At 63.1% G+C, this 22104-nt stretch carries 21 protein-coding genes and 1 pseudogene; 9 read left to right on the forward strand and 13 right to left on the reverse strand.

The window, feature by feature from the left end:
* Positions 1-137 precede the first annotated feature (137 nt).
* From rimP to pnp, 7 genes are all read left to right on the forward strand, one after another.
* The gene (rimP, locus tag XalbCFBP2523_RS10475; protein ID WP_045760537.1) at positions 138-743 is read left to right on the forward strand and encodes a ribosome maturation factor RimP; all 606 of its coding nucleotides are present in this window, start codon (positions 138-140) and stop codon (positions 741-743) included.
* Positions 740-2251 (forward strand): transcription termination factor NusA, encoded by a 1512-nt coding sequence (nusA, locus tag XalbCFBP2523_RS10480; RefSeq protein WP_012915539.1) that lies wholly within the window; start codon positions 740-742, stop codon positions 2249-2251. The genes rimP and nusA overlap by 4 nt, the downstream gene beginning before the upstream one ends.
* 95 nt (positions 2252-2346) lie before the next feature.
* Positions 2347-5049: a translation initiation factor IF-2 gene (gene infB / locus XalbCFBP2523_RS10485; RefSeq protein ID WP_045765497.1), complete on the forward strand. Its 2703-nt coding sequence runs from the start codon at positions 2347-2349 to the stop codon at positions 5047-5049.
* Between the two features lie 122 nt (positions 5050-5171).
* The gene (gene rbfA, locus XalbCFBP2523_RS10490) at positions 5172-5582 is read left to right on the forward strand and encodes a 30S ribosome-binding factor RbfA (protein ID WP_045760539.1); all 411 of its coding nucleotides are present in this window, start codon (positions 5172-5174) and stop codon (positions 5580-5582) included.
* Positions 5583-5739: 157 nt separating this feature from the next.
* Positions 5740-6666, forward strand: coding sequence for a tRNA pseudouridine(55) synthase TruB (gene truB / locus XalbCFBP2523_RS10495; RefSeq protein ID WP_045765498.1), 927 nt, complete (start codon positions 5740-5742; stop codon positions 6664-6666).
* A 193-nt stretch (positions 6667-6859) separates the two neighbouring features.
* The gene (gene rpsO, locus XalbCFBP2523_RS10500) at positions 6860-7120 is read left to right on the forward strand and encodes a 30S ribosomal protein S15 (protein WP_003467392.1); all 261 of its coding nucleotides are present in this window, start codon (positions 6860-6862) and stop codon (positions 7118-7120) included.
* A 165-nt stretch (positions 7121-7285) separates the two neighbouring features.
* Positions 7286-9394, forward strand: coding sequence for a polyribonucleotide nucleotidyltransferase (gene pnp / locus XalbCFBP2523_RS10505; RefSeq protein WP_045765499.1), 2109 nt, complete (start codon positions 7286-7288; stop codon positions 9392-9394).
* 192 nt (positions 9395-9586) lie between these two features.
* On the opposite strand, the gene XalbCFBP2523_RS10510 is transcribed toward pnp, so the two are convergent.
* Together XalbCFBP2523_RS10510 and XalbCFBP2523_RS10515 are read right to left on the reverse strand one after the other, a co-directional pair.
* Positions 9587-10936, reverse strand: coding sequence for a sensor domain-containing phosphodiesterase (locus tag XalbCFBP2523_RS10510; protein WP_045765500.1), 1350 nt, complete (start codon positions 10934-10936; stop codon positions 9587-9589).
* Positions 10937-11038: 102 nt separating this feature from the next.
* Positions 11039-11326 carry a DUF3175 domain-containing protein gene (locus XalbCFBP2523_RS10515; protein WP_230598051.1) on the reverse strand — a complete coding sequence of 96 codons (288 nt, stop codon included), beginning with the start codon at positions 11324-11326 and terminating at the stop codon, positions 11039-11041.
* Positions 11327-12050: 724 nt separating this feature from the next.
* On the opposite strand from XalbCFBP2523_RS10515, the gene XalbCFBP2523_RS16375 reads away from it, so the two are divergent.
* Positions 12051-12320, forward strand: coding sequence for a hypothetical protein (locus XalbCFBP2523_RS16375; RefSeq protein ID WP_146084071.1), 270 nt, complete (start codon positions 12051-12053; stop codon positions 12318-12320).
* A 162-nt stretch (positions 12321-12482) separates the two neighbouring features.
* Here the strand turns inward: XalbCFBP2523_RS16375 and XalbCFBP2523_RS17155 are convergent.
* The 9 genes and pseudogenes from XalbCFBP2523_RS17155 to XalbCFBP2523_RS10560 form a co-directional block, all read right to left on the reverse strand.
* Positions 12483-12762 (reverse strand): annotated as a pseudogene (locus tag XalbCFBP2523_RS17155) (hypothetical protein); the annotation flags it as partial.
* A gap of 170 nt (positions 12763-12932) precedes the next feature.
* Entirely contained in the window at positions 12933-13265 is a 333-nt protein-coding gene (locus tag XalbCFBP2523_RS10525) for a non-heme iron oxygenase ferredoxin subunit (protein WP_012915548.1), read from the reverse strand.
* A complete protein-coding gene (locus XalbCFBP2523_RS10530) occupies positions 13262-13798 on the reverse strand; it encodes a GNAT family N-acetyltransferase (protein ID WP_045765502.1) in 537 nt (178 codons plus the stop codon). Before XalbCFBP2523_RS10530 ends, XalbCFBP2523_RS10525 begins: the two co-directional genes overlap by 4 nt.
* A 130-nt stretch (positions 13799-13928) precedes the next feature.
* Positions 13929-15179 carry a cysteine desulfurase gene (locus XalbCFBP2523_RS10535; RefSeq protein ID WP_045765503.1) on the reverse strand — a complete coding sequence of 417 codons (1251 nt, stop codon included), beginning with the start codon at positions 15177-15179 and terminating at the stop codon, positions 13929-13931.
* A complete protein-coding gene (gene sufD, locus XalbCFBP2523_RS10540) occupies positions 15176-16438 on the reverse strand; it encodes a Fe-S cluster assembly protein SufD (protein ID WP_045765504.1) in 1263 nt (420 codons plus the stop codon). Before sufD ends, XalbCFBP2523_RS10535 begins: the two co-directional genes overlap by 4 nt.
* Positions 16435-17202, reverse strand: coding sequence for a Fe-S cluster assembly ATPase SufC (gene sufC, locus XalbCFBP2523_RS10545; RefSeq protein WP_045765505.1), 768 nt, complete (start codon positions 17200-17202; stop codon positions 16435-16437). Before sufC ends, sufD begins: the two co-directional genes overlap by 4 nt.
* A 45-nt stretch (positions 17203-17247) precedes the next feature.
* Positions 17248-17655 (reverse strand): lysozyme inhibitor LprI family protein, encoded by a 408-nt coding sequence (locus XalbCFBP2523_RS10550; protein ID WP_045765506.1) that lies wholly within the window; start codon positions 17653-17655, stop codon positions 17248-17250.
* The gene (sufB, locus tag XalbCFBP2523_RS10555; protein ID WP_012915554.1) at positions 17652-19094 is read right to left on the reverse strand and encodes a Fe-S cluster assembly protein SufB; all 1443 of its coding nucleotides are present in this window, start codon (positions 19092-19094) and stop codon (positions 17652-17654) included. Before sufB ends, XalbCFBP2523_RS10550 begins: the two co-directional genes overlap by 4 nt.
* 16 nt (positions 19095-19110) lie before the next feature.
* Entirely contained in the window at positions 19111-19569 is a 459-nt protein-coding gene (locus tag XalbCFBP2523_RS10560; RefSeq protein WP_045765507.1) for an SUF system Fe-S cluster assembly regulator, read from the reverse strand.
* Between the two features lie 203 nt (positions 19570-19772).
* On the opposite strand from XalbCFBP2523_RS10560, the gene XalbCFBP2523_RS10565 reads away from it, so the two are divergent.
* On the forward strand, positions 19773-20240 hold the full coding sequence (locus XalbCFBP2523_RS10565; RefSeq protein WP_045765508.1) for an SET domain-containing protein: 468 nt from the start codon (positions 19773-19775) through the stop codon (positions 20238-20240).
* 122 nt (positions 20241-20362) lie between these two features.
* Here XalbCFBP2523_RS10565 and XalbCFBP2523_RS10570 read toward each other — a convergent pair whose 3' ends face one another.
* Together XalbCFBP2523_RS10570 and XalbCFBP2523_RS10575 are read right to left on the reverse strand one after the other, a co-directional pair.
* Positions 20363-20959 carry a DUF1439 domain-containing protein gene (locus tag XalbCFBP2523_RS10570; protein ID WP_045765509.1) on the reverse strand — a complete coding sequence of 199 codons (597 nt, stop codon included), beginning with the start codon at positions 20957-20959 and terminating at the stop codon, positions 20363-20365.
* A 283-nt stretch (positions 20960-21242) separates the two neighbouring features.
* Positions 21243-21641, reverse strand: a complete 399-nt coding sequence (locus XalbCFBP2523_RS10575; RefSeq protein ID WP_045765510.1) for an HU family DNA-binding protein — start codon at positions 21639-21641, stop codon at positions 21243-21245.
* Between the last annotated feature and the right edge of the window lie 463 nt (positions 21642-22104).

The raw sequence follows: 22104 nt of genomic DNA on the forward strand, positions 1-22104 counted from the left end.
TATGTTCCCGTCGTCGCAACCGGAATCCAGCGTGACCGGAGTCTTACCGGACAAGGGGCCCAGCGGGCCCTTTGTCGTTTCCGGGGAGTGGGAACTGCGTTAAACCGATTCTTTTTCATTCTGATGCAAGGCAGTCTGTGAGCGACAAAGCAAACGAAATCGCGAATTTGCTGGGTCCGACCGTGGATGCATTGGGTCTGGAGTTGCTGGGCGCGGAGTATCTGCCAGCGTCCGGTGGTGCCACGTTGCGCTTGTATATCGACGTGCCGTTGGGCGAACAGCCCGAGCGCATGGTCAACATCGACGACTGCGAACGGGTCAGCCGCGAAGTGTCGGCGCAACTGGACGTGGAGGATCCCATCAGCGGCAATTACACGCTGGAAGTGTCCTCGCCGGGTGTGGATCGCCCGTTGTTCACCGCCGAGCAGTTTGCGCGCCATCGCGACGAATCGGTGAAAGTGGTGCTGAAACTGCCGCAGCAGGGTCGCAGGCGTCTGCAGGGGCGTATCGTCCAGGTCGAGCTGGACGCCGGTCGGATCGTGTTCGAGGTCGACGGCGCCGAGCTGACGGTGGATTTCGACAATATCGATAAGGCGCGGATTCTGCCCGACTGGGCAGCACTGGGCCTAGCGCCGACCAAGCCGGGCAAGGGGCCAAAGCCTGCCGGCAAAAACGCAAAATCCAATAAGAAACCATCCAACGAACCGGCGGCCGATACGGCTGCGCGCGGAGCGAAAGAATGAGTAAGGAACTGTTGCTGGTAGTCGATGCGGTCGCTAACGAGAAGGGCGTGCCACGCGAGGTGATCTTCGATGCGATCGAGGCTGCGCTGGCCTCGGCGGCGAAAAAACGCTACCCCGATCAGGACGTGCTGACGCGTGTCACCATCGATCACAAGGAAGGCAGCTACGAGACCTTTCGTCGCTGGGAAGTGGTGGCTGACGATGTGGTGATGGAATCGCCGGATCGGCAGATCCGTCTGATGGATGCGGTCGACGAAGCCGAAGGCGTGGATGTCGGCGACTACATCGAAGAGCAGATCGAGAACCCGGATTTCGGTCGTATCGCTGCACAGGCCGCCAAGCAGGTGATTGTGCAGCGCGTGCGCGAGGCCGAGCGCCAACAGGTGGTGGATGCCTGGAAAGATCGTGTCGGCGAACTGGTCACAGGTGTGGTCAAGCGTGCCGAGCGCGGCAACATCTACGTGGACTTGGGCGGCAATGCCGAGGCGTTCATTCCCAAGGACAAGGGCATTCCGCGCGACGTATTGCGCGCTGGCGACCGCGTGCGCGGCTACCTGGCCGAAGTGCGTTCGGAGCCGCGTGGCCCGCAGCTGTTCATTAGTCGCGCCGCGCCGGAGTTCATGATCGAGCTGTTCAAGCTGGAAGTGCCGGAAGTGGGTCAGGGCCTGGTCGAGATCAAGGCGTGCGCACGCGATCCGGGCGACCGCGCCAAGATCGCGGTGCTCGCCCACGACACCCGCACCGATCCGATCGGCGCCTGCATCGGCATGCGCGGTTCGCGTGTGCAGGCGGTCTCCAACGAGCTCAACGGCGAGCGTGTGGACATCGTGCTGTGGAACGACAACCCGGCCAACTTCGTCATCAATGCGATGGCGCCGGCCGAGGTGCAGTCGATCATCGTCGACGAAGAGAAACACTCGATGGACCTGGCGGTGGCGGAAGATCGCTTGGCTCAGGCGATCGGCAAAGGCGGCCAGAACGTGCGTCTGGCAAGCCGCTTGACCGGGTGGCAGCTCAACGTGATGACTGCCGAGCAGGTCGCGGCCAAGTCCGAGGCCGAACAGGCCGTCGCCCGCCAGTTGTTCATGGACAAACTGGAAGTGGACGAGGAAATCGCCGCGATCCTGGTCGCCGAAGGCTTCAACTCGGTCGAGGAAATCGCCTACGTGCCGGTCGGCGAGCTGCTGGCGGTGGAAGGCTTCGACGAGGACATCGTCGAGGAACTGCGCGCGCGCGCGCGCGATGCGCTGCTCAACGAGGCGCTGGCCGCCGAAGAGAGCGACGACGGTGGCGTGCCGGCGGCCGATCTGCTGTCGTTGCCGGGCATGGACGAAGCCACCGCCTATGCGCTGGCTGGCCATGGTGTGCGCACCAGCGAGGATCTGTCGGATCTGGCGGCCGACGAAATCCTCGAGTTCGGTATCGAGGACATGGATCACGAGCGCGCCGCGGTGCTGATCCTGGCTGCTCGCGCCGAGGAGATCGCCCGTTTGGAGCGCGGCGAATGAGTCAGCGATGACCACCGCCCTGACCCGATCAGGGCTTAGAATCCGCGCTACCTTCGCACGCGTCGAGGGGGCGCCAACCAGATCATAGGATCCGAATGTCGCAGCAAACCACCATCCGTAAGTTGGCCGAACTGGTGAATACGCCGGTCGAAAAACTGCTGGTTCAACTGGCCGAGGCCGGGATGAAATTCAGCGGGCCTGACCAGGTCGTTACCAGTACCGAAAAGATGAAGCTGCTGGGCTTCCTGCGCCGTACCCACGGCAAGACCGATAAGCCGGTCGAGGAAGAGGCCCAGGCGGCGCCGAAGAAGATCACCCTGAACCGCCGCAAGCTGCAGGAAGTGACGGTCAGCGCCGGGCGCAGCAAGACCACGGTCAATGTCGAGGTCCGGCAGAAGCGTACCTACGTGAAGTCGGCCGAGGATCTGGCGGCCGGTCGGGTGGGCGTTGCCGCATCGGGTGGACGGGTGGACGACGAACGCGCCGAGATCCTGCGCAAGTTGGAGGAATCCAAACAGCGCAATCTGGCCGAGCAACAGCGTCTGGCCGAGCAGGATCGTGCGCGTGCCGACGAACTGGATCGTAAGCGCAAGGCCGAGCAGGACGTGCTCGAACGTGCCGAAGCCGAGCGCAAGGCCGCTCAAGCCGAGCAGGAAGCCGACATCGAGGAAGTGGCGGCGTCCACGCCAGCCATTGCGCCGAGCACCGTTGCCGCCCCGCGCGCGCCGCGTCCGGCCGCTACGCCGCGTCCGGCGCCTGCGCCGCATCATTCGCCGAAGCCATCCGCCCCGCGTGGCGATGACCGGACTGCCGGGCATAAGCATAAGACCCGCGGTTCGCATGTGATGGTGGCCGGGGTCGAGGACGACGACAGCACCAGTCGTTTCGCTGGTCAGCTGCACTTGTCTGCGGCTGATCGTGCGCGCCGTTCCAACGTCCGTAGCAAGCCGCGCGGTGGCAATGCCGGTGGACGCCGTCAGGGCGAACCGTCGCGCAGCGGTGGGGGCTCGCACGGCTTCGAGCGTCCGACCGCACCGGTGGTGCGCGAGGTGGCGATCGGCGACACCATTACCGTGGCCGATCTAGCGCAGAAGCTGGCGCTGAAGGGCGGCGATGTGGTCAAGGCGTTGTTCAAGATGGGCGTGATGGCCACCATCACCCAGACGATAGATCACGACACCGCGGCGCTGGTCACCGAAGAACTCGGCCACAAGCCGCTGCGTGCCGGCAGTGCCGATGCCGAGGACGCGCTGTTGGCGCACACCGAGGATGATCAGGGCGAAAAGCGGCCGCGGCCGCCGGTGGTCACCATCATGGGCCACGTCGACCACGGCAAGACCTCCCTGCTGGACTACATCCGCCGCACCAAGGTCGCGACCGGCGAAGCCGGTGGCATTACGCAGCACATCGGTGCGTATCACGTCGAGACCGGCCGTGGCGTCATCAGCTTCCTGGATACTCCGGGCCACGCCGCGTTCACCTCGATGCGCGCGCGCGGCGCCAAGCTCACCGATATTGTGGTACTGGTGGTCGCGGCCGACGACGGCGTGATGCCGCAGACGATCGAGGCCGTCAAGCACGCCAAAGCGGCTCGCGTGCCGTTGATCGTGGCGGTCAACAAGATCGACAAATCCGCGGCCGATCCGCTGCGGGTCAAGAACGAACTGTTGGCGCAGGACGTGGTGGCCGAGGAATTCGGTGGCGACACCCAGTTCGTTGAACTCTCGGCCAAGACCGGTCAGGGTATCGACACGCTGCTGGATGCGATTTCGTTGCAGGCCGAAGTGTTGGAACTGCGCGCGGTGGCAGAAGGCCGCGCCAGCGGCGTGGTGATCGAGTCTTCGCTGGACAAGGGCCGTGGCCCGGTGGCGACGGTGCTGGTGCAGCAGGGCGCGCTGAAGAAGGGTGATTACTTGGTGTGCGGCGTGCAATACGGTCGTGTGCGCGCGTTGTTCGACGAAACCGGCCGGCAGCCGAGCGAAGCCGGTCCGTCGATTCCGGTACAGGTGCTGGGTTTGTCCGGTGTGCCGGATGCGGGCGACGATTTCGTGGTCGTCGACGACGAGCGTCTGGCCAAGGACGTGGCGCAGCAGCGTGAGACCAAGCGTCGTGAATCGCGCTTGGTGTCCTCGGCGGGCAGTCGCATGGAAGACATCATGTCCCAGCTCGGCAAGGGCGAGGGCCAGTTGTCGTTGAACCTGGTGATCAAGGCCGATGTGCAGGGGTCGGTGGAGGCACTGAAACAGTCGCTGACCGCACTGTCCAACGAGCGGATCCGCATCAACGTGATTCACTCCGGCGTGGGCGGCATCACCGAATCCGATGCGAATTCGGCGTTGGCTTCCAAAGCCACGGTGATCGGTTTCAACGTGCGCGCCGATGCTTCGGCGCGGCGCATCATCGAGACCAACGGCATCGACCTGCGCTACTTCTCGATCATCTACGACGTGATCGACCAGGTGAAGCAGGTGGCATCGGGTCTGCTGGGCGTGGAGATCCGCGAAGAAATCATCGGTATCGCGCAGGTACGCGATGTGTTCCGCAGTTCCAAGTTCGGCGCGGTCGCCGGTTGCATGGTGGTGGAGGGCGTGGTCAAGCGCAACAAGCCGATCCGTGTGCTGCGCGATAACACCGTGGTGTTCGAGGGCGAACTGGAATCGTTGCGGCGCTTCAAGGAGAACGTCGAGGAGGTTCGCAACGGTACCGAGTGCGGTATCGGCGTGAAGGCCTACAACGACGTCAAGGCCGGCGACCAGATCGAGTGCTTCGAGCGCATCGAAGTGCAGCGCACGCTTTGAAAGCAGGGGCCCGGGGCCTGGGACCCGGGGTCCGGGAAACGCGAGAGCCAAGTGCAACGGCTTTTGCTTTTCCGGGTTCCCGATCCCGGGTCACGGGTCCCGAATAACGAGATTCCGGACCCATGCCCACCAAATCCTTCCGCCGCACCGACCGCGTTGCCGCGCAGATCCGCCGCGATCTCGGCACGATCGTGCATGCGGCCGTGCGCGATCATGGCCTGCCGTCGGTCAGCGTCTCCGATGTCGAAGTCACCCGGGACATGGCCCATGCCAAGGTGTTCGTCACCGCGTTGATGCCGGAACGCTCGGGCGAGGCGGTCAAGGGGCTGAAAGAACTTGCCCCGCAACTGCGTACCGAGTTGGCGAGGGCGATGAAGTTGCGCCACGTCCCCGAATTGCATTTTCATTACGACGATTCGGTCGATCGCGGCGAGCGAATCGACACCTTGCTGCGCGATATGCCCGAACTTCAATCCGGCGTCGAGGCCGAAGGCAGTGACCCCACCGACGCGCCGGATTCCCCCAAGCACTGAGGGCGTCACCGCTACATGCGGCATGCTGTGCAGCCGCGCGGATTGTCCTTATGCGCTGAGAGACACGCCTCGCGCATCGTTGCCCTGCCGCGCGCATCCGGTGCCGTAGTTTCTGCTTTCCGGGGTCCTCGGATCCCGAGTCCCGAGTCCCGTCATCATGCCCCTCATCGGCCCTCGATTGCCGCGCATTGCCTTCCGCCGTCTCGACGGCATCGTGCTGCTGGATAAGCCTGCCGGCATGAGTTCCAACGCGGCGCTACAGGCGGCGCGACGCCTGTTCCGCGCGGAGAAAGGTGGTCACACCGGCAGCCTGGATCCGCTTGCCACCGGCCTGCTGCCGCTGTGCTTCGGCGAGGCGACCAAGCTGGCCGGGTTGTTGCTCGGCTCGGCCAAGGCGTATGAGGCCGAGATCGTGCTCGGGGTGACGACAGACAGCGACGATGCCGATGGTGCGGTGTTGCGCACCCGTCCGCTGCCGCCGCTCGACGCGGCCACGCTGCGGGCGGCACTGGCGCCGCTGCGCGGACGCATCCGTCAGCGTGCGCCGATCTATTCGGCGCTCAAACAGGGTGGTGAGCCGCTGTACGCGAAGGCGCGCCGCGGCGAAACCATCGAGGCACCGGAACGCGAGGTCGAGGTACAGGCCATCGAGGTACTCGCCCATGTCGGCGAGCGCCTGCGATTGCATGTGGTATGCGGCTCCGGCACCTACATCCGCAGCTTGGCCCGCGACCTGGGCGAGACGCTGGGCTGCGGCGCACACATTGCCGCGCTGCGGCGTTTGTGGGTGGAGCCGTTCCGCACGCCGCAGATGGTCCCCCTGGAGCGGTTGCAGCAACTTGCCGCGCAGGATCCTGCCGCTTTGGACGCGCTGCTATTGCCGCTGGCGGCCGGTCTGGCGGATTTTCCGCCGCTGCGGCTGGATGGCGCTGCGGCGCAGCGGTTTCGAATGGGGCAGCGCCTGCGCGATGCATCGTGGACGCCGGGTCTGGCGGCGGTGTTCGACGCTGAGGGCGAGCCGCTGGGATTGGGTCAAGTCGATGCCGGTGGACTGTTGGCGCCGCAGCGGATGTTTAATCTGTGATCCAATCCGATACGTCACGGGGCGAGCTGTCATGACGCTGTCTTAACGTCTTGTTCGGAAAAGCCGGGGCCGGTACAATTCCGCAGCCTTTCCAGGCACACCGCGCTTCGGCGCAATCCTTCGCAATCGGCGAGCCAGGTGGTGCGTCTTCCGCACGTTCCTGCCGGCCCCGCATCTCAAGAGAAAACGCATCATGTCCATCGACACCCAGAAAGTCATCGAAGAAAACAAGCGCGGCGCCGCCGATACCGGTTCGCCGGAAGTCCAGGTCGCGCTGTTGACCGCGCGCATCGAGCTGCTGACCGGCCACTTCAAGACCCACAAGAAGGACCACCACAGCCGTCGTGGCTTGCTGCAGATGGTCAACCGCCGCCGCAGTCTGCTCGACTACCTGAAGAAGAAGGATGGCGAGCGCTATAAGGCGCTGATCGAGAAGCTCGGCCTGCGCCGCTGAGTCAACCAAACCCGACCGCGGCGCAGCGATGCGCCGCGGTTTTGTTTTGGGTAGTACCGTGGTCCGGGGAATGCTCCGCGCCACCGGCCGGACCCCCCCGGCCACCCGCCAACGGCATGGGCCGTTCGCGGTCCATTTGCAGATAGCATCTTCCAAGGAACCCCCGTGGCAAAAATCACCAAAACCTTCCAGTACGGCAAGCACACCGTCACCCTCGAAACCGGCGAGATCGCCCGCCAGGCTGGCGGTGCCGTCATCGTCAAGATGGACGACACCGTACTGCTGGTCACCGCCGTCGCCGCCAAGAGCGCGCGCGAAGGTCAGGACTTCTTCCCGCTGACGGTCGACTATCAGGAGAAGTTCTACGCCGGCGGCCGCATCCCCGGTGGCTTCTTCAAGCGCGAGGGCCGTGCGACCGAGAAGGAGACGCTGATTTCGCGTTTGATCGACCGCCCGATCCGGCCGTTGTTCCCGGAAGACTACAAAAACGAAGTGCAGATCATCGCCACGGTGATGTCGATGAACCCGGATATCGACGGCGACATTGCCGCGCTGATCGGCGCGTCGGCTGCGTTGTCGCTCGCGGGTACCCCGTTCAATGGGCCGATCGGCGCCGCCAAGGTCGGCTACAAGAATGGCGAATACATTCTCAACCCGACGGTGTCGGACCTGAAGGACTCGCAACTCGAACTTGTCGTGGCCGGTACCAGCAACGCGGTGTTGATGGTCGAGTCCGAGGCCGCGCTGCTGTCGGAAGACGTGATGCTGGGTGCGGTCACCTTCGGCCACCGCGAGATGCAGAAGGTCATCAACGCGATCAACGAACTGACCGCCGAAGCCGGCACCAAGCCGTCCGATTGGGTCGCCCCGGCCAAGAACGCGGCCATGATCGCCGCGCTGAAGGAGGCTGTCGGCGGTCAACTGGCCGCGGCGTTCCAGGTGCGCGACAAGCTGCAGCGTCGCGATGCGATTGCCGCGATCAAGAAGGACGTGCTGGCGCAGTTGGCGCCGCGCGCCACCGCCGAGAACTGGGTCGCTGCCGACCTGGCCAAGGAATTCGGTGAGCTGGAATACCAGACCATGCGCGGTTCGGTACTGAGCACCAAGGTGCGTATCGATGGTCGTGCGCTGGACACCGTGCGTCCGATCAGCGTGAAAGCCGGCGTGTTGCCGCGTACCCATGGATCGGCGCTGTTTACCCGTGGCGAGACGCAGGCGATCGTGGTCACCACGCTGGGCACCGCCCGCGACGGTCAGGTGATCGATGCGGTCTCCGGCGAATACAAGGAAAACTTCCTGTTCCATTACAACTTCCCCCCGTACTCGGTGGGCGAGTGCGGCCGCTTCGGTGCGCCCAAGCGTCGCGAAATCGGCCACGGCCGCCTCGCCAAGCGCGGCGTGCTGGCGGTGATGCCGAGCATGGAAGAGTTTCCGTACACCATTCGCGTGGTTTCGGAAATCACCGAATCCAACGGTTCCTCGTCGATGGCCTCGGTGTGCGGCAGCTCGCTGGCGCTGATGGACGCCGGTGTGCCGGTGAAGGCGCCGGTAGCCGGTATCGCCATGGGCCTGGTCAAGGAAGGCAACGACTTTGTGGTGCTGTCGGACATCCTGGGCGATGAAGATCACCTGGGCGACATGGACTTCAAGGTCGCTGGTACTGCCGAAGGCGTGTCCGCGTTGCAGATGGACATCAAGATCGAAGGCATCACCGAGGAGATCATGAAACAGGCCCTGGCGCAGGCCAAGGCGGGTCGCCTGCATATTCTCGGCGAGATGGCCAGCGCGCTGACCAGCCCGCGTGCGGAACTGAGCGACTACGCGCCGCGCCTGCTGACGATCAAGATCCATCCTGACAAGATCCGCGAAGTGATCGGCAAGGGCGGTTCGACCATCCAGGCGATCACCAAGGAAACCGGCACCCAGATCGATATTCAGGATGACGGCACCATCGTCATCGCCTCGGTCAACGCGATCGCCGCGCAGGCCGCCAAGGCCCGCATCGAGCAGATCACCTCGGACGTGGAGCCGGGCCGGATCTACGAAGGCAAGGTCGCCAAGATCATGGATTTCGGCGCATTCGTCACCATCCTGCCGGGCAAGGATGGCTTGGTCCACGTTTCGCAGATCTCCAGCGAGCGCGTGGAGAAGGTCGGCGACAAGCTGAAGGAAGGCGACGTGGTCAAGGTCAAGGTGCTGGAAGTCGACAAGCAGGGCCGTATTCGCCTGTCGATGAAGGCGGTTGAGGAAGGCGAGGGCGTGTCGGCCGAGTAAGTCGCCGACCTCCATTGCGGTTCCAAGAAAAAGCGGGCTTCGGCCCGCTTTTTTCATGGGCCGCGCGCTGTGAGGCAGGCGTTCGTCCTGAATGCAGCAGGAGGTGTCCAGAGTAAGATCACGTTGCGCTCGCGCATTGTCGGAACGGCGTGCGTATCGCCGCGTAGCGGCTGCAGGCGGTCTGATCGCAGCTCAGTTCAGTGCGTCATCGTCGATCGTTGGATAGCGCGCCAGATGCGCCGACAGTGGACCCGGATGTGCCAGGTGGTAACCCTGTCCGTAGCGTGCGCCCAGCGCCTGCAGGGTGATCAATTCGCTTTCGGTCTCGATGCCCTCGATGATCACGTCGGCGGCGGTTTCGGCGGCGAAGGACAGGATCGCCATTGCGAGCCGTTGACGTCGGGGCTCGGCATCGATGCCACGGGTCAGGGTCAGGTCCAGCTTGATGATGTCCGGTGCCAGATGCAGCAGATGGCGCAGGCTGGCGAAGCCGGTGCCGGCATCGTCCAGGGCAATACGCAGGCCCTGGCGTTGCAGTGTGCCGATTTGCTCGGACAGGCGCGGATAATCCGGCGCCTGCAGTTGTTCGGTGATCTCCAGGACAAGCCGCGACAGATCGTGGCCATGCAACACCTCCTGCAGTTGCGGATGCAGCAGTGTTTGCGTGGACACGTTGATCGCCAGGTACAGCGGCGCCGGTAACTGTGCCAGCAACTCCAGCGCCTGCCTTGCCGCGGTCAACTCCAGTTCCAGTGCCAGCCCGACCCGAGTCGCGTCGTCGAACCAGCGCAGTGGCGGCAGAGCGAGATTGGATGGAAACCGCGACAGCGCCTCCACTCCGACGATGCGTTGCGACGGTAGCGCCAAGATCGGTTGGGTGACGATCTGCAGACGTGCGTTGGCGACCGTCTCGCGAATGCGCGTGGCGATCGCCGCTTTTTCGCGAAACGCGTGTTTCTCGGCATTCTGACGGCGCTCGATATCGGTTTGCAGCGCCGCGCGGTCCATCGCCAGCGCCAGCGTCGCGCCGACCAGCGTCGCCAGCATCTCCAGCGTGCGTACATCCTGTGCGGTATAGGCGAAGCGGTAAGGCGACATCACCTTGAGTACGCCGATGCCGCGTTCGCCGTAGCACAGTGGAACCACTAGCATCGACCGCAGTCCGATCTTGCGGCAGGCGCTGCGATCCACGCGTGGATCGGTTTCCGAATCATCGCATTGCAGCACCTGACCACTGCGCATGCACAGGCCGGATAAACTGCCGATGCTGGGCAGGCGCAAGCCCAGATGGGGCTCGGCGATGCCGCTTGCCGACCAGTACAGCATGTCGCTGCTGTCGCACATTTCCACCACGGCGCCGGTGGAGCGGGTCAACTCCTGTGCGCGTCGTGCTACCACGTCGACGACCTGCAGCGGATCTGCGCCGGCGGCGGCGATCTCGCCTTGCGCCAGAATGATGCGCGACAGCAGCACCGCGTCGTCGTTCGCCGCGATGGGGGTGGGTTGCTGGACCTCGTCCGGAGTGTCGGGTGCCTGTGACATGTTCGCATCATGTGGAAATGCGTTGGAGTGCGGCGATACGTCGGTGCATGTGTGGTGTCGCAGCGTGTGGAACGGCGTCCATCACGCTGCGAGGGGAGGGGCTCAGCCGTTGCTGTCGCTGCCCTTGCGCGGTTTCCCATACAGGCTGCGCAGTTCGTCCTTGGCTTGTTCGAGAATCTTACGGCGATGCGCCGACAACTGATTGCCGGTGCGATTGATGTAGAAGGTGAGCATCGACATCGCCGATCGATAGGGGCCGGTGCGACGCCGTGCATTCTGATCGGCTGATTGTTTGAGTGATTGCGCGATCGAGAGTGGATCGTCGCGCTCGAACACGCTGGGTGTGACACCGAGCGAACGGTGAGAGTCGTTGGATAGGGTCTGGCTCATATGGGGGTTGGACACATTGGAACTGCTATGTGCCATTGATGGCGCTCCTTGGCGATTGCGGGGGGAAGGGGATGGATTAATAACTGCAAAGTGTGGATGTGCTTGGTGATGCGATGGGATGCATATGCCGCGACGCTGATGTGCGCCACGAGCCGAGAAACATGCCGGCACGGATCTGGAAACGGTGCGGTCGCGGCACAATCGGAAACTGCCACGTTCGCGCGCGATGCGATTTTTCGCATGCGTGCTCGGTGATGTTGTTGTCCGATCGAATGCCGTGTTGCATTTCGTTTCCCGAACTGAAGCTCGCACTGCAAGTGCAGGCACTAGGCGGGCAGGCATGACCTCATCAACACCATAACCGCGCTCTGCGGCATGCGTGGTAGACAGTGTCATATTCGATGAACGATTAACGGAAAGCCATTTAAAAAGGCGCTCTTCCTGCAGCTGCGCTTGATGGCGAAGGTAACGTCACCACTGCGTGCTGTAATAGTGCTGTTAGGTTATTTCGCGGTCATTGAGGACCAGTGTCGTTGCATGTGGGCGCAGTTGCGCTGCGGCACGAAAGAATTCGTATTTCGTGCGCGCTAATGTGCTTTCGCCGCGCCATCGTGGGGTTCTGCGTCGCGCTATCGATCCCGTAAAGCGCAGGTTGTGGCATGGGCGCTGATATCTTGCATGCGGAGTGGACTAAGCGCCACGTTAATCGATGCCGTCAAGAAGCTTGTCCGCGCGCCATGCCTTGTTCGAGGCAGTGGCGCGCGTTTTCATGTGTGATGATGGGTTGCGCAATCGCGCACTTTGTGCGTGTATATTGCTATTGAAAGCGATTCCAGGCGAAAAATTGCGCAATTTTGGAGCGCTGATGCAAGTGATTTCCGAAGAATTGACCGAGATTGGTTTGCATGGTGCGGGGGCGTATCGCATTCCACTCTTGTCATCTCCGCGCGCGAATGCATCTGGGTTTTACGATATTCATCGCATGTGTAAGTGATTGCGCTTGAGTTGCTGTGTGTGCTAACGGCGTCGATGTTCGGGTGCGCATTAATACGTTATATCCGTGGGTATGGGATATATTCAGGTGAAGTATGAAGGTGGGTATGTCGTCGGCGTTGTGCGGATATGGTTGGGCCGATTTACGCGATGACCATTGGCGTCATTTCGGCGGATTAAAATCCGATTCGCAATGCTGTCTAGGAAGCTCGGGGAAAATTTCCAGATGCGTTTTGAATCCGAGTCTCTTGTGCGGACGATTGCACAGTCTTTGCTCGATTAATCGCATATGTGTATCGATAATGGTGCTGAAAGCGGTGTGCGTTGCAGTTATTGGCGGGTCAATCTGATGACGTTCTCGTTGTTGACTCGCTACCAAGCACAATATGGATCAGCGAAGTAAACATCGTCTGCAATGCAGCGGCAATGCGCCGATGAGCGGCTGCTATCCAGCACCCAATCGCCGATGCCACCGGTGATCTGCTCCGGACTGAAGTCCTGGGTCAACAATATCTCCATCTTTGCGATGCGGTCGGCGCCGATGCGTTGACCGCGGGCGCCGGTGCGCACGGATGCGCTGGGCCTGATCTGGGGTAAAGCGCCGAGTCAACGCTCAGCCACGATCGTCGCGGGTCCACACGCCGCCGTGCTGGAATTTCACTGGAAACTTTGTGACCGGGCCGTAAGCCGGGGCGCATAGCGCGCGGCCATCGCGCACATCGAAACGCGCGCCATGCAGCACGCATTCGATGCTGCCCGTGGCGCCGTCGAAGGTGCCTGGTGAGAGTTCGTAGTCTTCGTGGCTGCAGCGATCTTCCAGCGCATAGAAGTGTCCATCGAAATTGAACACGACGATCGGTGTGGCGGTCACTTCGTCCCACACCGTTTTCATTTCGCTGGGCAGTAGTTCGCCGTCGGCACAGACGAAGGTCCAAGTCTCGCTCATGCTGCACCCTCCAGCGGCTTTTCCAGTACTTCAAAACGCAGGTCATCGCGCTTGGGTAGGCCGAAGCGTGCATCGCCGTAGGGGAACGGCTGTTTGATCCCGGTGCGACGGTAGCCGCGGCGTTGGTAGAACGCGATCAATTCGTCGCGCACGTCGATCACGCTCATGCGTATGATGGGCGCTCGCCACGTCTTCCAGGCGATGCGCTCGGCTTCGGCCAGGACGGCTTTACCCAGCCCGTGGCCTTGCGCCTGCGGTTGCACTGCGAACATGCCGAAGTAGCCGACATTGTCGGCGGCGGCGATGTGTGCGCAGGCGATCGGCGCACCTTCGTGTTCGGCGAGTAACACCGTGCTGCGTGGACGCAGGATGTCGGCGCGCAGCAGGTCGCGGTCGATGCGCGGGCCGTCGAGTAAATCGGCTTCGGTGGTCCAGCCGCGACGGCTGCTGTCGCCACGATAGGCCGATGTGACCAGAGCGGTGATGGCGTCTAGATCGTCGAGGCTGGCATTGCGGAAGGCGAGGTCGTGCATGGGGCGATTATGTCGTAAGGCTGCAATGCGGGAAGCGGTGCGGCAACGCCGCAGGGCCCGGTTGTGCTATTCGCTTGTCCAACGGCGAGGTGCTTTTTGCTTTGGTCTTTCAACTTCATCCGTCTTGGCTTCACCCAAGCAGTGTTCGCACTTTCCGCAACGCGATCACGAAGCGTTCGATCTCCGCATGCGTGTTGTAGAACGCCATGGAAGCACGGCAGGTGGCGGCGACACCGTAGAACTGTAGCAGCGGGTGTGCGCAGTGTTGGCCAGAACGGACTGCCACGCCTTCCAGGTCGAGCAGGGTGGCCAGGTCGTGGGCATGTGCGCCTTCGATCAGGAACGAGACCACCGCCGCTTTGCCCGGCGCGGTACCGATCAGGCGAAGGTCGTCGATCTGCTGCAATTCTTCGGTCAAGTGCGCGAGCAACTCGGCTTCGCGCGCTTCTACATGCTGCAATCCTAGTGTCTGCAAGTAATCCACCGCCGCACCGAGGCCGACGAAGCCGGCAATGTTCGGTGTGCCGGCCTCGAGTTTGTGCGGTGGGTCGTTGAACACGGTGCCGTCAAAACTGACTTCCTTGATCATCTCGCCGCCGCCGAGGAACGGTGGCATCGCGTGTAGATGTTCGCGGCGTGCCCACAGTGCGCCGGTACCGGTGGGGCCGCACATCTTGTGTCCGGTAATTGCATAGAAGTCGCAACCGATCGCGGCCACGTCTAGCGGTCGATGCGGTGCCGCCTGCGAACCATCGATGACGCTGACGATGCCACGCTTGCGCGCTTCGCGGCAAATTTCGCCAACCGGGTTGACGGTGCCCAGCACGTTGGAGACGTGGGTCAGGGCCAACAGTTTCACCTCGCCGGTCATGGCCGCGCGCAGTGCGTCCAGGTCGAGTGCGCCTTCGGCGGTGATCTCGGCGACTTTGAGCGTGGCGCCTGTGCGTTGTGCGACCAGTTGCCAGGGAACAATGTTGGCATGGTGTTCCATGCGCGACACCAGGATGCTGTCGCCGGCCTGCAGGCGCGGCAGCGCCCACGAATACGCCACCAGATTCAACGCAAAGGTGGCGCCGCTGCATAACACCAGTTCGTCGGCGCGCACGTTGAGGAAGCGGGCCAACTTGGACCGCGCGCCCTCGTAGGCTTCGGTGGCCTCGCTGCCGAGCGCGTGCACTGCACGGCTGACGTTGGCGTTGTGACGACGATAGAACGTGTCCGTTGCGGCGATGACCGGCAGCGGTTTCTGCCCGGTATTGGCGTTATCGAAATACACCAGCGGCTTGCCATGGACGTTGCGCTGCAGCAATGGGAAGTCGCTGCGGACCTTGTCCCAGTCCGGTGCCTGCGCTGGCGTGATGTGCGTAGCGGTACCGTTCATGTCACGTCTGCGTCACTGAGCGCGCGTTCCAAGTGTGTCGCCAGTAATTCGCCCAATGTCGTCGGTAGCAGCCGCAGTGGTTCGCGGCAGAACGCGGCGGTCAGCAGTTGCTGCGCGCGTTCTTGCGGCAATCCACGCGAGCGCAGGTAAAACAGTGCGTTGGCGTCGAGTTGACCGACGGTGGCACCGTGTGCAGCCTTGACCTCGTCGGCATCGATCACCAGCACCGGTTGGGTATCGATCTCGGCATCGGTGGACAACAGCAGGTTCTTGTTCGATAGCTGGGCATCGCTGCCGTCGGCGCCCTGGCGGATGTGGATGCCACCGTGGAATGCGACCCGGCTGCGCGCGGTGGCAATGCCCCGCCAGAGCAGTTCGCAGGCAGTGTCGCGGGCGATGTGCTCGATGCCCAGTCGGGTGTCGAGTTGACGCCGGCCGTTGCCGAGCAGTACACCGTTGGCGCTCAGTCGTGCGTTGTCGCCTTCCAGGCGGACGTTGAGTTCGTGCCGTACCAGCGCGCCGCCCAGTTCCAGGTCCACGCGTTGGTACTGCGCCTCGCGTGCCAGCACCGCGTCGGTGCGCAGCAGCGCGGTGATGCCGGGCGCGTCCTCCTGCACCCGTGCATGTATCAGTTGCGCGCCGGCAGCCAGGTGGATGTGGGCGAGGCTGTTGCTCAGGTGCGGTGCGTCTTCGAGATGCAGGTGATGTTCCACGAGCGATAGCGAGGCGTTCTGACCTAGTTCGATCAGATGGCGGTGGTGCCAGGCGAGATCGGCCGCCGCCGCAGTGGAGAGGAACACCAGGTGCAATGGCGTTTCCACACGCACGCCCGCATCCACGCGCAACACGCAACCTTCGTCGGCGAGCGCGGCGTTGAGCCGGGCGAATACCTCGTCGACGCGCTCGAAGCGCCGGCCAAGGAAGCGCATCGCATCCTCGCCACCGCGCAGCAGCGCCGACAGGCGTTGCAGTGCCACACCGCAGGGCAGGCCGCTCAGCTCCGACAGCGCATCGCTTGCGCGGCCGTTGACGAAGACCAGCCGTGGCGCCGGAATGCTGGCGATCACGGCGGCGTTCACGTCCGCTGTGGCGTCTGCTGCCGGGACGAAGCGACGCCGCTCCAGCGCCCGCAGCGAGGTGTATTTCCATGCCTCGCTGCGCGGACCGGGCAGGCCATCGCGCAGTGCTTGCTCCAGCGGTACGCGACGCACGCTGTCGCCGTGGAATGCCGCGGCCAGGGAGTCGAGCAGGGTGCTCATCGCAGTGCCGCCTCGGGCGCCACGCGCTCCTTCAGCCAGGCATAACCGTGCGCTTCCAGTTCCAGCGCCAGCTCGGGGCCGCCGGTCTGCACGATGCGCCCGTCGGCCAGCACGTGCACCACGTCCGGCTTGATGTAATCGAGCAGGCGCTGGTAGTGGGTGATGACCACAAATGCACGCTCGGGCGAGCGTAGTGCGTTGACGCCGGCGGCGACGGTCTTGAGTGCGTCGATGTCCAGGCCACTGTCGGTCTCGTCGAGAATCGCCAGTTTCGGTTCCAGTACCGCCAGTTGGAAGATTTCGTTGCGCTTCTTCTCGCCGCCGGAGAAGCCTTCGTTGACACCGCGATGCAGCAGTTCGTCCTTCAGATGCAGCACGGCCAGCTTCTGCCGGACCAGTTTGAGGAATTGCATCGAATCCAGTTCGGCCTCGCCGCGCGCCTTGCGTTGGGCATTGAGCGCGGCGCGCAGAAAATAGGTGTTGTTGACGCCGGGGATTTCCACCGGGTACTGGAAGGCCAGGAACAGGCCGGCGGCGGCGCGTGTTTCCGGCTCCAGCGCGAGCAGGTCGGCGCCGTCGAAGCGCACACTGCCCTGGCTTACCTCGTAGCCGTCGCGGCCGGCCAGGACGTTGCCCAGGGTGGACTTGCCGGCGCCGTTGGGGCCCATGATGGCGTGTACCTGGCCGGGCTGCACGTCCAGCGACAGGCCTTTGAGGATGTCGTTGCCGCCGATGCGGGCGTGGAGGTTGTCGATCTTGAGCATGGCGATGTTCGTCTTGTCGAATTGGGAGAAGGGGCGCGGTGCGACTCAGAGGTCGCCTTCGCGGCGCTCCAGGAAAGTGGCGCGCAGATAGGCGGTGCGCGCAGCGGTCAGTTCGGCTTTGGCGCTGGCGTATAGCGTCGGGTACATCGAGCCGTACAGCATCTGTGGACTCCGATGGTTGCCGGCCGGATAGCGCGCTTCCAGGTCGGCATCGCGCAGTTGCACCCACAGCCGTTGCGCAGTCTTGAGCTTGTCCAGCGCCAGCGGTTGTTTGACCAGCTTGGCCATGATCTGCCGGTAAACCGTATTCAGTTTGGCATCGGCCTTGCGCAGATCCTGTGCGGCGCAGGCGTCGAGCTGTGCCTGTGCGCCTGCGGGATCGCAGCCGACGTTGTCGGCCCGGGCGGGCGCGGCGACGCTGACCAGTAGCGCCAGAGCGAGCAGCGTTCTCATCCGACCGACCCTTCCAGCGAGACTTCCAGCAGCTTTTTCGCTTCCACCGCGAACTCCATCGGCAGTTCGCGGAACACCTGCTTGCAGAAGCCGTCGACGATCATCGATACCGCATTCTCCTGATCGATGCCGCGGGCGCGGCAATAAAACAGTTGGTCGTCGCTGATCTTAGAGGTGGTTGCCTCGTGCTCTACCGTCGCGGTCGGGTGCTTGACCTCGATGTACGGGAAGGTATGTGCGCCGCAGCGTTTGCCGATCAGCAACGAATCGCACTGGGTGTAGTTGCGTGCGCCCTCGGCGCTACGCTCCACCTTGACCAGGCCGCGGTAGGTGTTCTGCCCGTGGCCGGCGCTGATGCCCTTGCTGACGATCTTGCTCTTGGTGCGCTTGCCGACGTGGATCATCTTGGTGCCGGTGTCGGCCTGCTGGCGGTGGTGAGTCAGCGCCACCGAGTGGAACTCGCCGACCGAGTCGTCGCCGAGCAGGACGCACGATGGGTATTTCCAGGTGATCGCCGAGCCGGTTTCGACCTGAGTCCAGGCGATCTTGCTACGCGCGCCACGGCATTCGCCGCGTTTGGTGACAAAATTATAGATGCCGCCGCGGCCTTCCTCGTCGCCCGGGTACCAGTTCTGTACGGTGGAATATTTGATTTCCGCATCCTCAAGCGCGACCAGCTCGACCACTGCCGCATGCAATTGGTTTTCGTCGCGCATCGGTGCGGTGCAGCCTTCCAGATAGGACACATACGCCTTGTCCTCGCACACGATGAGGGTGCGCTCGAACTGGCCGGTATGGCCGGCATTGATGCGGAAGTAGGTGCTCAGTTCCATCGGGCAGCGCACCCCTTTGGGGATGAAGACGAAGCTGCCATCGGAAAACACCGCCGAATTGAGCGCGGCGAAGAAGTTGTCGCCGACCGGCACCACGCTGCCCAGATACTGCTTCACCAGCTCCGGGTGTTCCTTGATCGCCTCGGACATCGAGCAGAAGATCACGCCCTTTTCGGCCAGTTCCTTGCGGAAGGTGGTGCCGACCGAGACCGAGTCGAAGACCGCGTCCACCGCCACTCCGGCCAGCCGGGCGCGTTCGTGCAGCGGCACGCCGAGTTTGTCGTAGGTGTCCAGCAATTCCTTCGGCACCTCGTCCAGCGAGGCGTACTTGGGGCCTTTCGGCGCGGAGTAGTAGCTCAGCGCCTGGAAGTCGATCGGGGCGATGTCGAGCTTGGCCCAATGCGGCATCGGCATTTTCAACCAGTGCCGGTACGCTGCCAGGCGCCATTCGGTCATCCACGCCGGCTCGTCTTTTTTCGCGGACAGGGCGCGCACAACGTCTTCGTTGAGGCCGGGCAGGAACGCGTCGGATTCGATGTCGGTGACAAAGCCGGCGTCGTAGCGACGTCCCAGCCGTTCCAGGATTTCAGCGTTTTCGGTGGCCATGGGGCTGCCTACAGGGTCAGGTGGTCGCGAAGCGCACGGCAATCGGGCGCCGTTTGGGATCGCCGGGAGGAGGAAGGGGATGGAGCATTTGCGCCAGGTTCACTGCGCGTAGCGCATCGGCAACCACGTCGTTGATCAGCCGCCAGTTGGAACGCACCCCGCAGGTATGGGCGATGCTGCACTGGTTGCCGTGGTGGCTGCATTCGGTGATCGCCAGTGGCCCTTCCATGGCCTCGACGATCTCGATCAGGGTGATGGCATTGGCCGGGCGCGCCAACCTGTAGCCGCCATGCACGCCGCGCAGGCCCTCGACCAGCCCGGCCTGCGCCAACGGCTTGAGCAGCTTGCTGACGGTGGGCGGTTCCAGACCGGCCTGTTCGGCCAGTTCGGTCGCGCTCAGCACTTCGGTCGGACGTGCGGCGAGCACGGTCAACACGACAGTGGCGTAATCGGTCAGCTTGGTGACGCGGAGCATGGCGGAAGCGGCGATGTCAAAGCGGACCAAAATTGTACGCTTTTACGGCGTGGTGTCCAAGCGTGCCGTGTGCGATGGTTTCTATCGCAGCGATGCGTTGGCGCAATGTCCTCGCCGGTGTCGTTCGTGCCGCCGGTTGGGGGTGGGCTTGGGATCGCGCCCGATGTGCTTCAGAATCAGCACTTTCCCGTTTGGATTGCTGTATGCCTCGCAAGATCGCCGCGCGCAAATCCCGCATCCATGGTAATGGCGTCTTCGCCCTGGTACCGCTCAAACAAGGCGAGCGGATCATCGAATACAAGGGACGCCTGCGGACTCATGCCGAGGTTGACCGCGACGATGCCGGCGACGTGGAGACCGGCCATACCTTCCTTTTCACTCTCAGCGACGAATACGTGATCGACGCCAATTACGAAGGCAACGATGCGCGCTGGATCAATCACAGTTGCGCGCCGAACTGCGAGGCGGTGATTGTCGAGGCCGAAGGCAAGGACCGGCGCAAGGATAAAGTGGTGATCGAAGCGCTGCGCGACATCGCGCCCGGCGAGGAGTTGACCTACAACTACGGCATCGTCCTGGCCGAGCGGCATACGCCAAGGCTGAAGAAGGTCTGGGCCTGCCGCTGCGGCGCCATCAACTGCACCGGCACGATGCTGCAACCCAAGCGCTGAGTTGCTGCCTGGAGTCCGATGTACTCTTGTGGTCTATTACGCAAAACGGCGGCTCGCAGGCCGCCGTTATTGCGTGTAGACGTGTGGCGGAAGGGCACGCGCCGTCCCTGCCGTCCGTCGTCTCACTGGCCCGATAACAAGCCAGCCGGCACCAAGTTGGCGATGTCCTGATTGAAATGGACCACCAGCGCGCCGTTCTCCACTCCCGCTGATTCGATCTGCAGCTTGCCCATCGCGGTGGCCAAACGCGGGTCCAGTTTGTAGATGGGTTCCCGGCGGGCGTAATCGTCCAGCCACACGTTGAGCAGCTCGCGGGTGTTGGCGTCGAGCTTGTCGCCATTGGCGGCTGGACGGAAATCGTCGATGGTCGGCGATTGCAGATGGAAAGCCTGGCTCTGCTGTTCGTAGCGCAGCCCGCTGGTCAGCAGCACCGTGCCCAATGGCGCGGGCGCACCGCCACCGCTGGCCATGCTCAGATCGAACTTCATCTTCAGTCGATTGCCTGGTGGCAGGGTCAGTTTCGGATCGCGGATGGTCATCTCGATGAGCCCGCCCAGCGCCTTGTGCGTCTGCGGGAAGCTGCCGTCGAGGTAGTGCTGGACATCGGCGGCACCGACGCTGATCTGCCGGCCTTGGATCGTCGGCGTGGCTTGCGCGTAGGGCGTGGCGATCAAGGTCAACAGCACCGTGGTGCGCAGGGTCCACTGGCGAAATGTCATCGATGAGCGCCTTGCTTGAAGTTGGGTCTTCACCATAACCGCTGCCGGTGAATGTGCCATTAGCGCAATCGGCTGCGTCGCGCGCAACTTGGGAATGAACGCTCATCGGGTCGTGCGGTGGTGCTGTTGCGAGCTGTAGAGCCGCAACGTTTCCAGCGCTGGACGCCGTGGTGTCAGCAACGCATGTGGCTGACTGTCGTTGCGTTCGTCCAGACGGCACAAAAAAACGAGACGGCCTGGGCCGTCTCGTCGGTACACGTTTGCCTGGATCAGGCGACGCGGCTCAGAGCGCGGCGTCCTTGAGCTTCTTCAGCGGGCGCACCTTGAGCTTGGTGGTGGCCGGCTTGGCCGCGAACCACTGCTCTTCCTTGGTGAACGGGTTGATGCCCTTGCGCTTCGGCTTGGCCGGCACGCTGACCGAGCTGATCTTCAGCAGGCCCGGCAAGGTGAACGAGCCAGCGCCCTTCTTGCTGATCGAACCCGCCACGGCGTGCTCCAGCGAGGCCATCACGGCGCGCACGTCCTTGGCGATCACGCCGCTGGTTTCGGCGATATGCGCGACCAGAGCCGACTTGCTCAGCACGTCCTTGATGGGCTTGGGGGCTGCCGGTTTGACGGCGGTCTTGGTTGCTGTTTTCTTCGCTGCCTTCTTCGGGGCAGCCTTTTTTGCGGTCTTTGCCATGATGTCCTGATTCCGTAAATGAGTGGTGTGGGTCGCGCCGACCCCGTCGGCATGGCGAAATGTAGGGCATGTGTTACGCCGCGCCAATAGGTAATCGGCAAAAAAAGCGGAAAAAACCCTCTTTGTAGTGATTTTTTTCCTGGAAGGGCGTTCTCGATGGCAAAAACATGGGTGCATGCCGGGTTTTGTCGCCCCGTCTGCGATGCGATGACCATGCTGTCGCGCAGCGCAGCGAAGGCGCATTGCCTGTCCTGAGGGGCGCGACTCGTTAACGGGGGCGTGTTGTGTCGTCGGGTGCTGGGAAGCCCATCTCAGGACCTGCGAAAGATGCTCGAATACCCCGCAGCACGAATTTGCCGGGATGCACTGCCGACGGATCAATCGCTGCTTCGGTGGCGAGACGGGGTACATCCCGAAGCGTGGATCGCCACCGCGCAGGCGGGCGGTTTCCTCATTGCGCATG

This window comes from Xanthomonas albilineans, from assembly GCF_002939705.1.
GTDB lineage: Bacteria > Pseudomonadota > Gammaproteobacteria > Xanthomonadales > Xanthomonadaceae > Xanthomonas_A > Xanthomonas_A albilineans.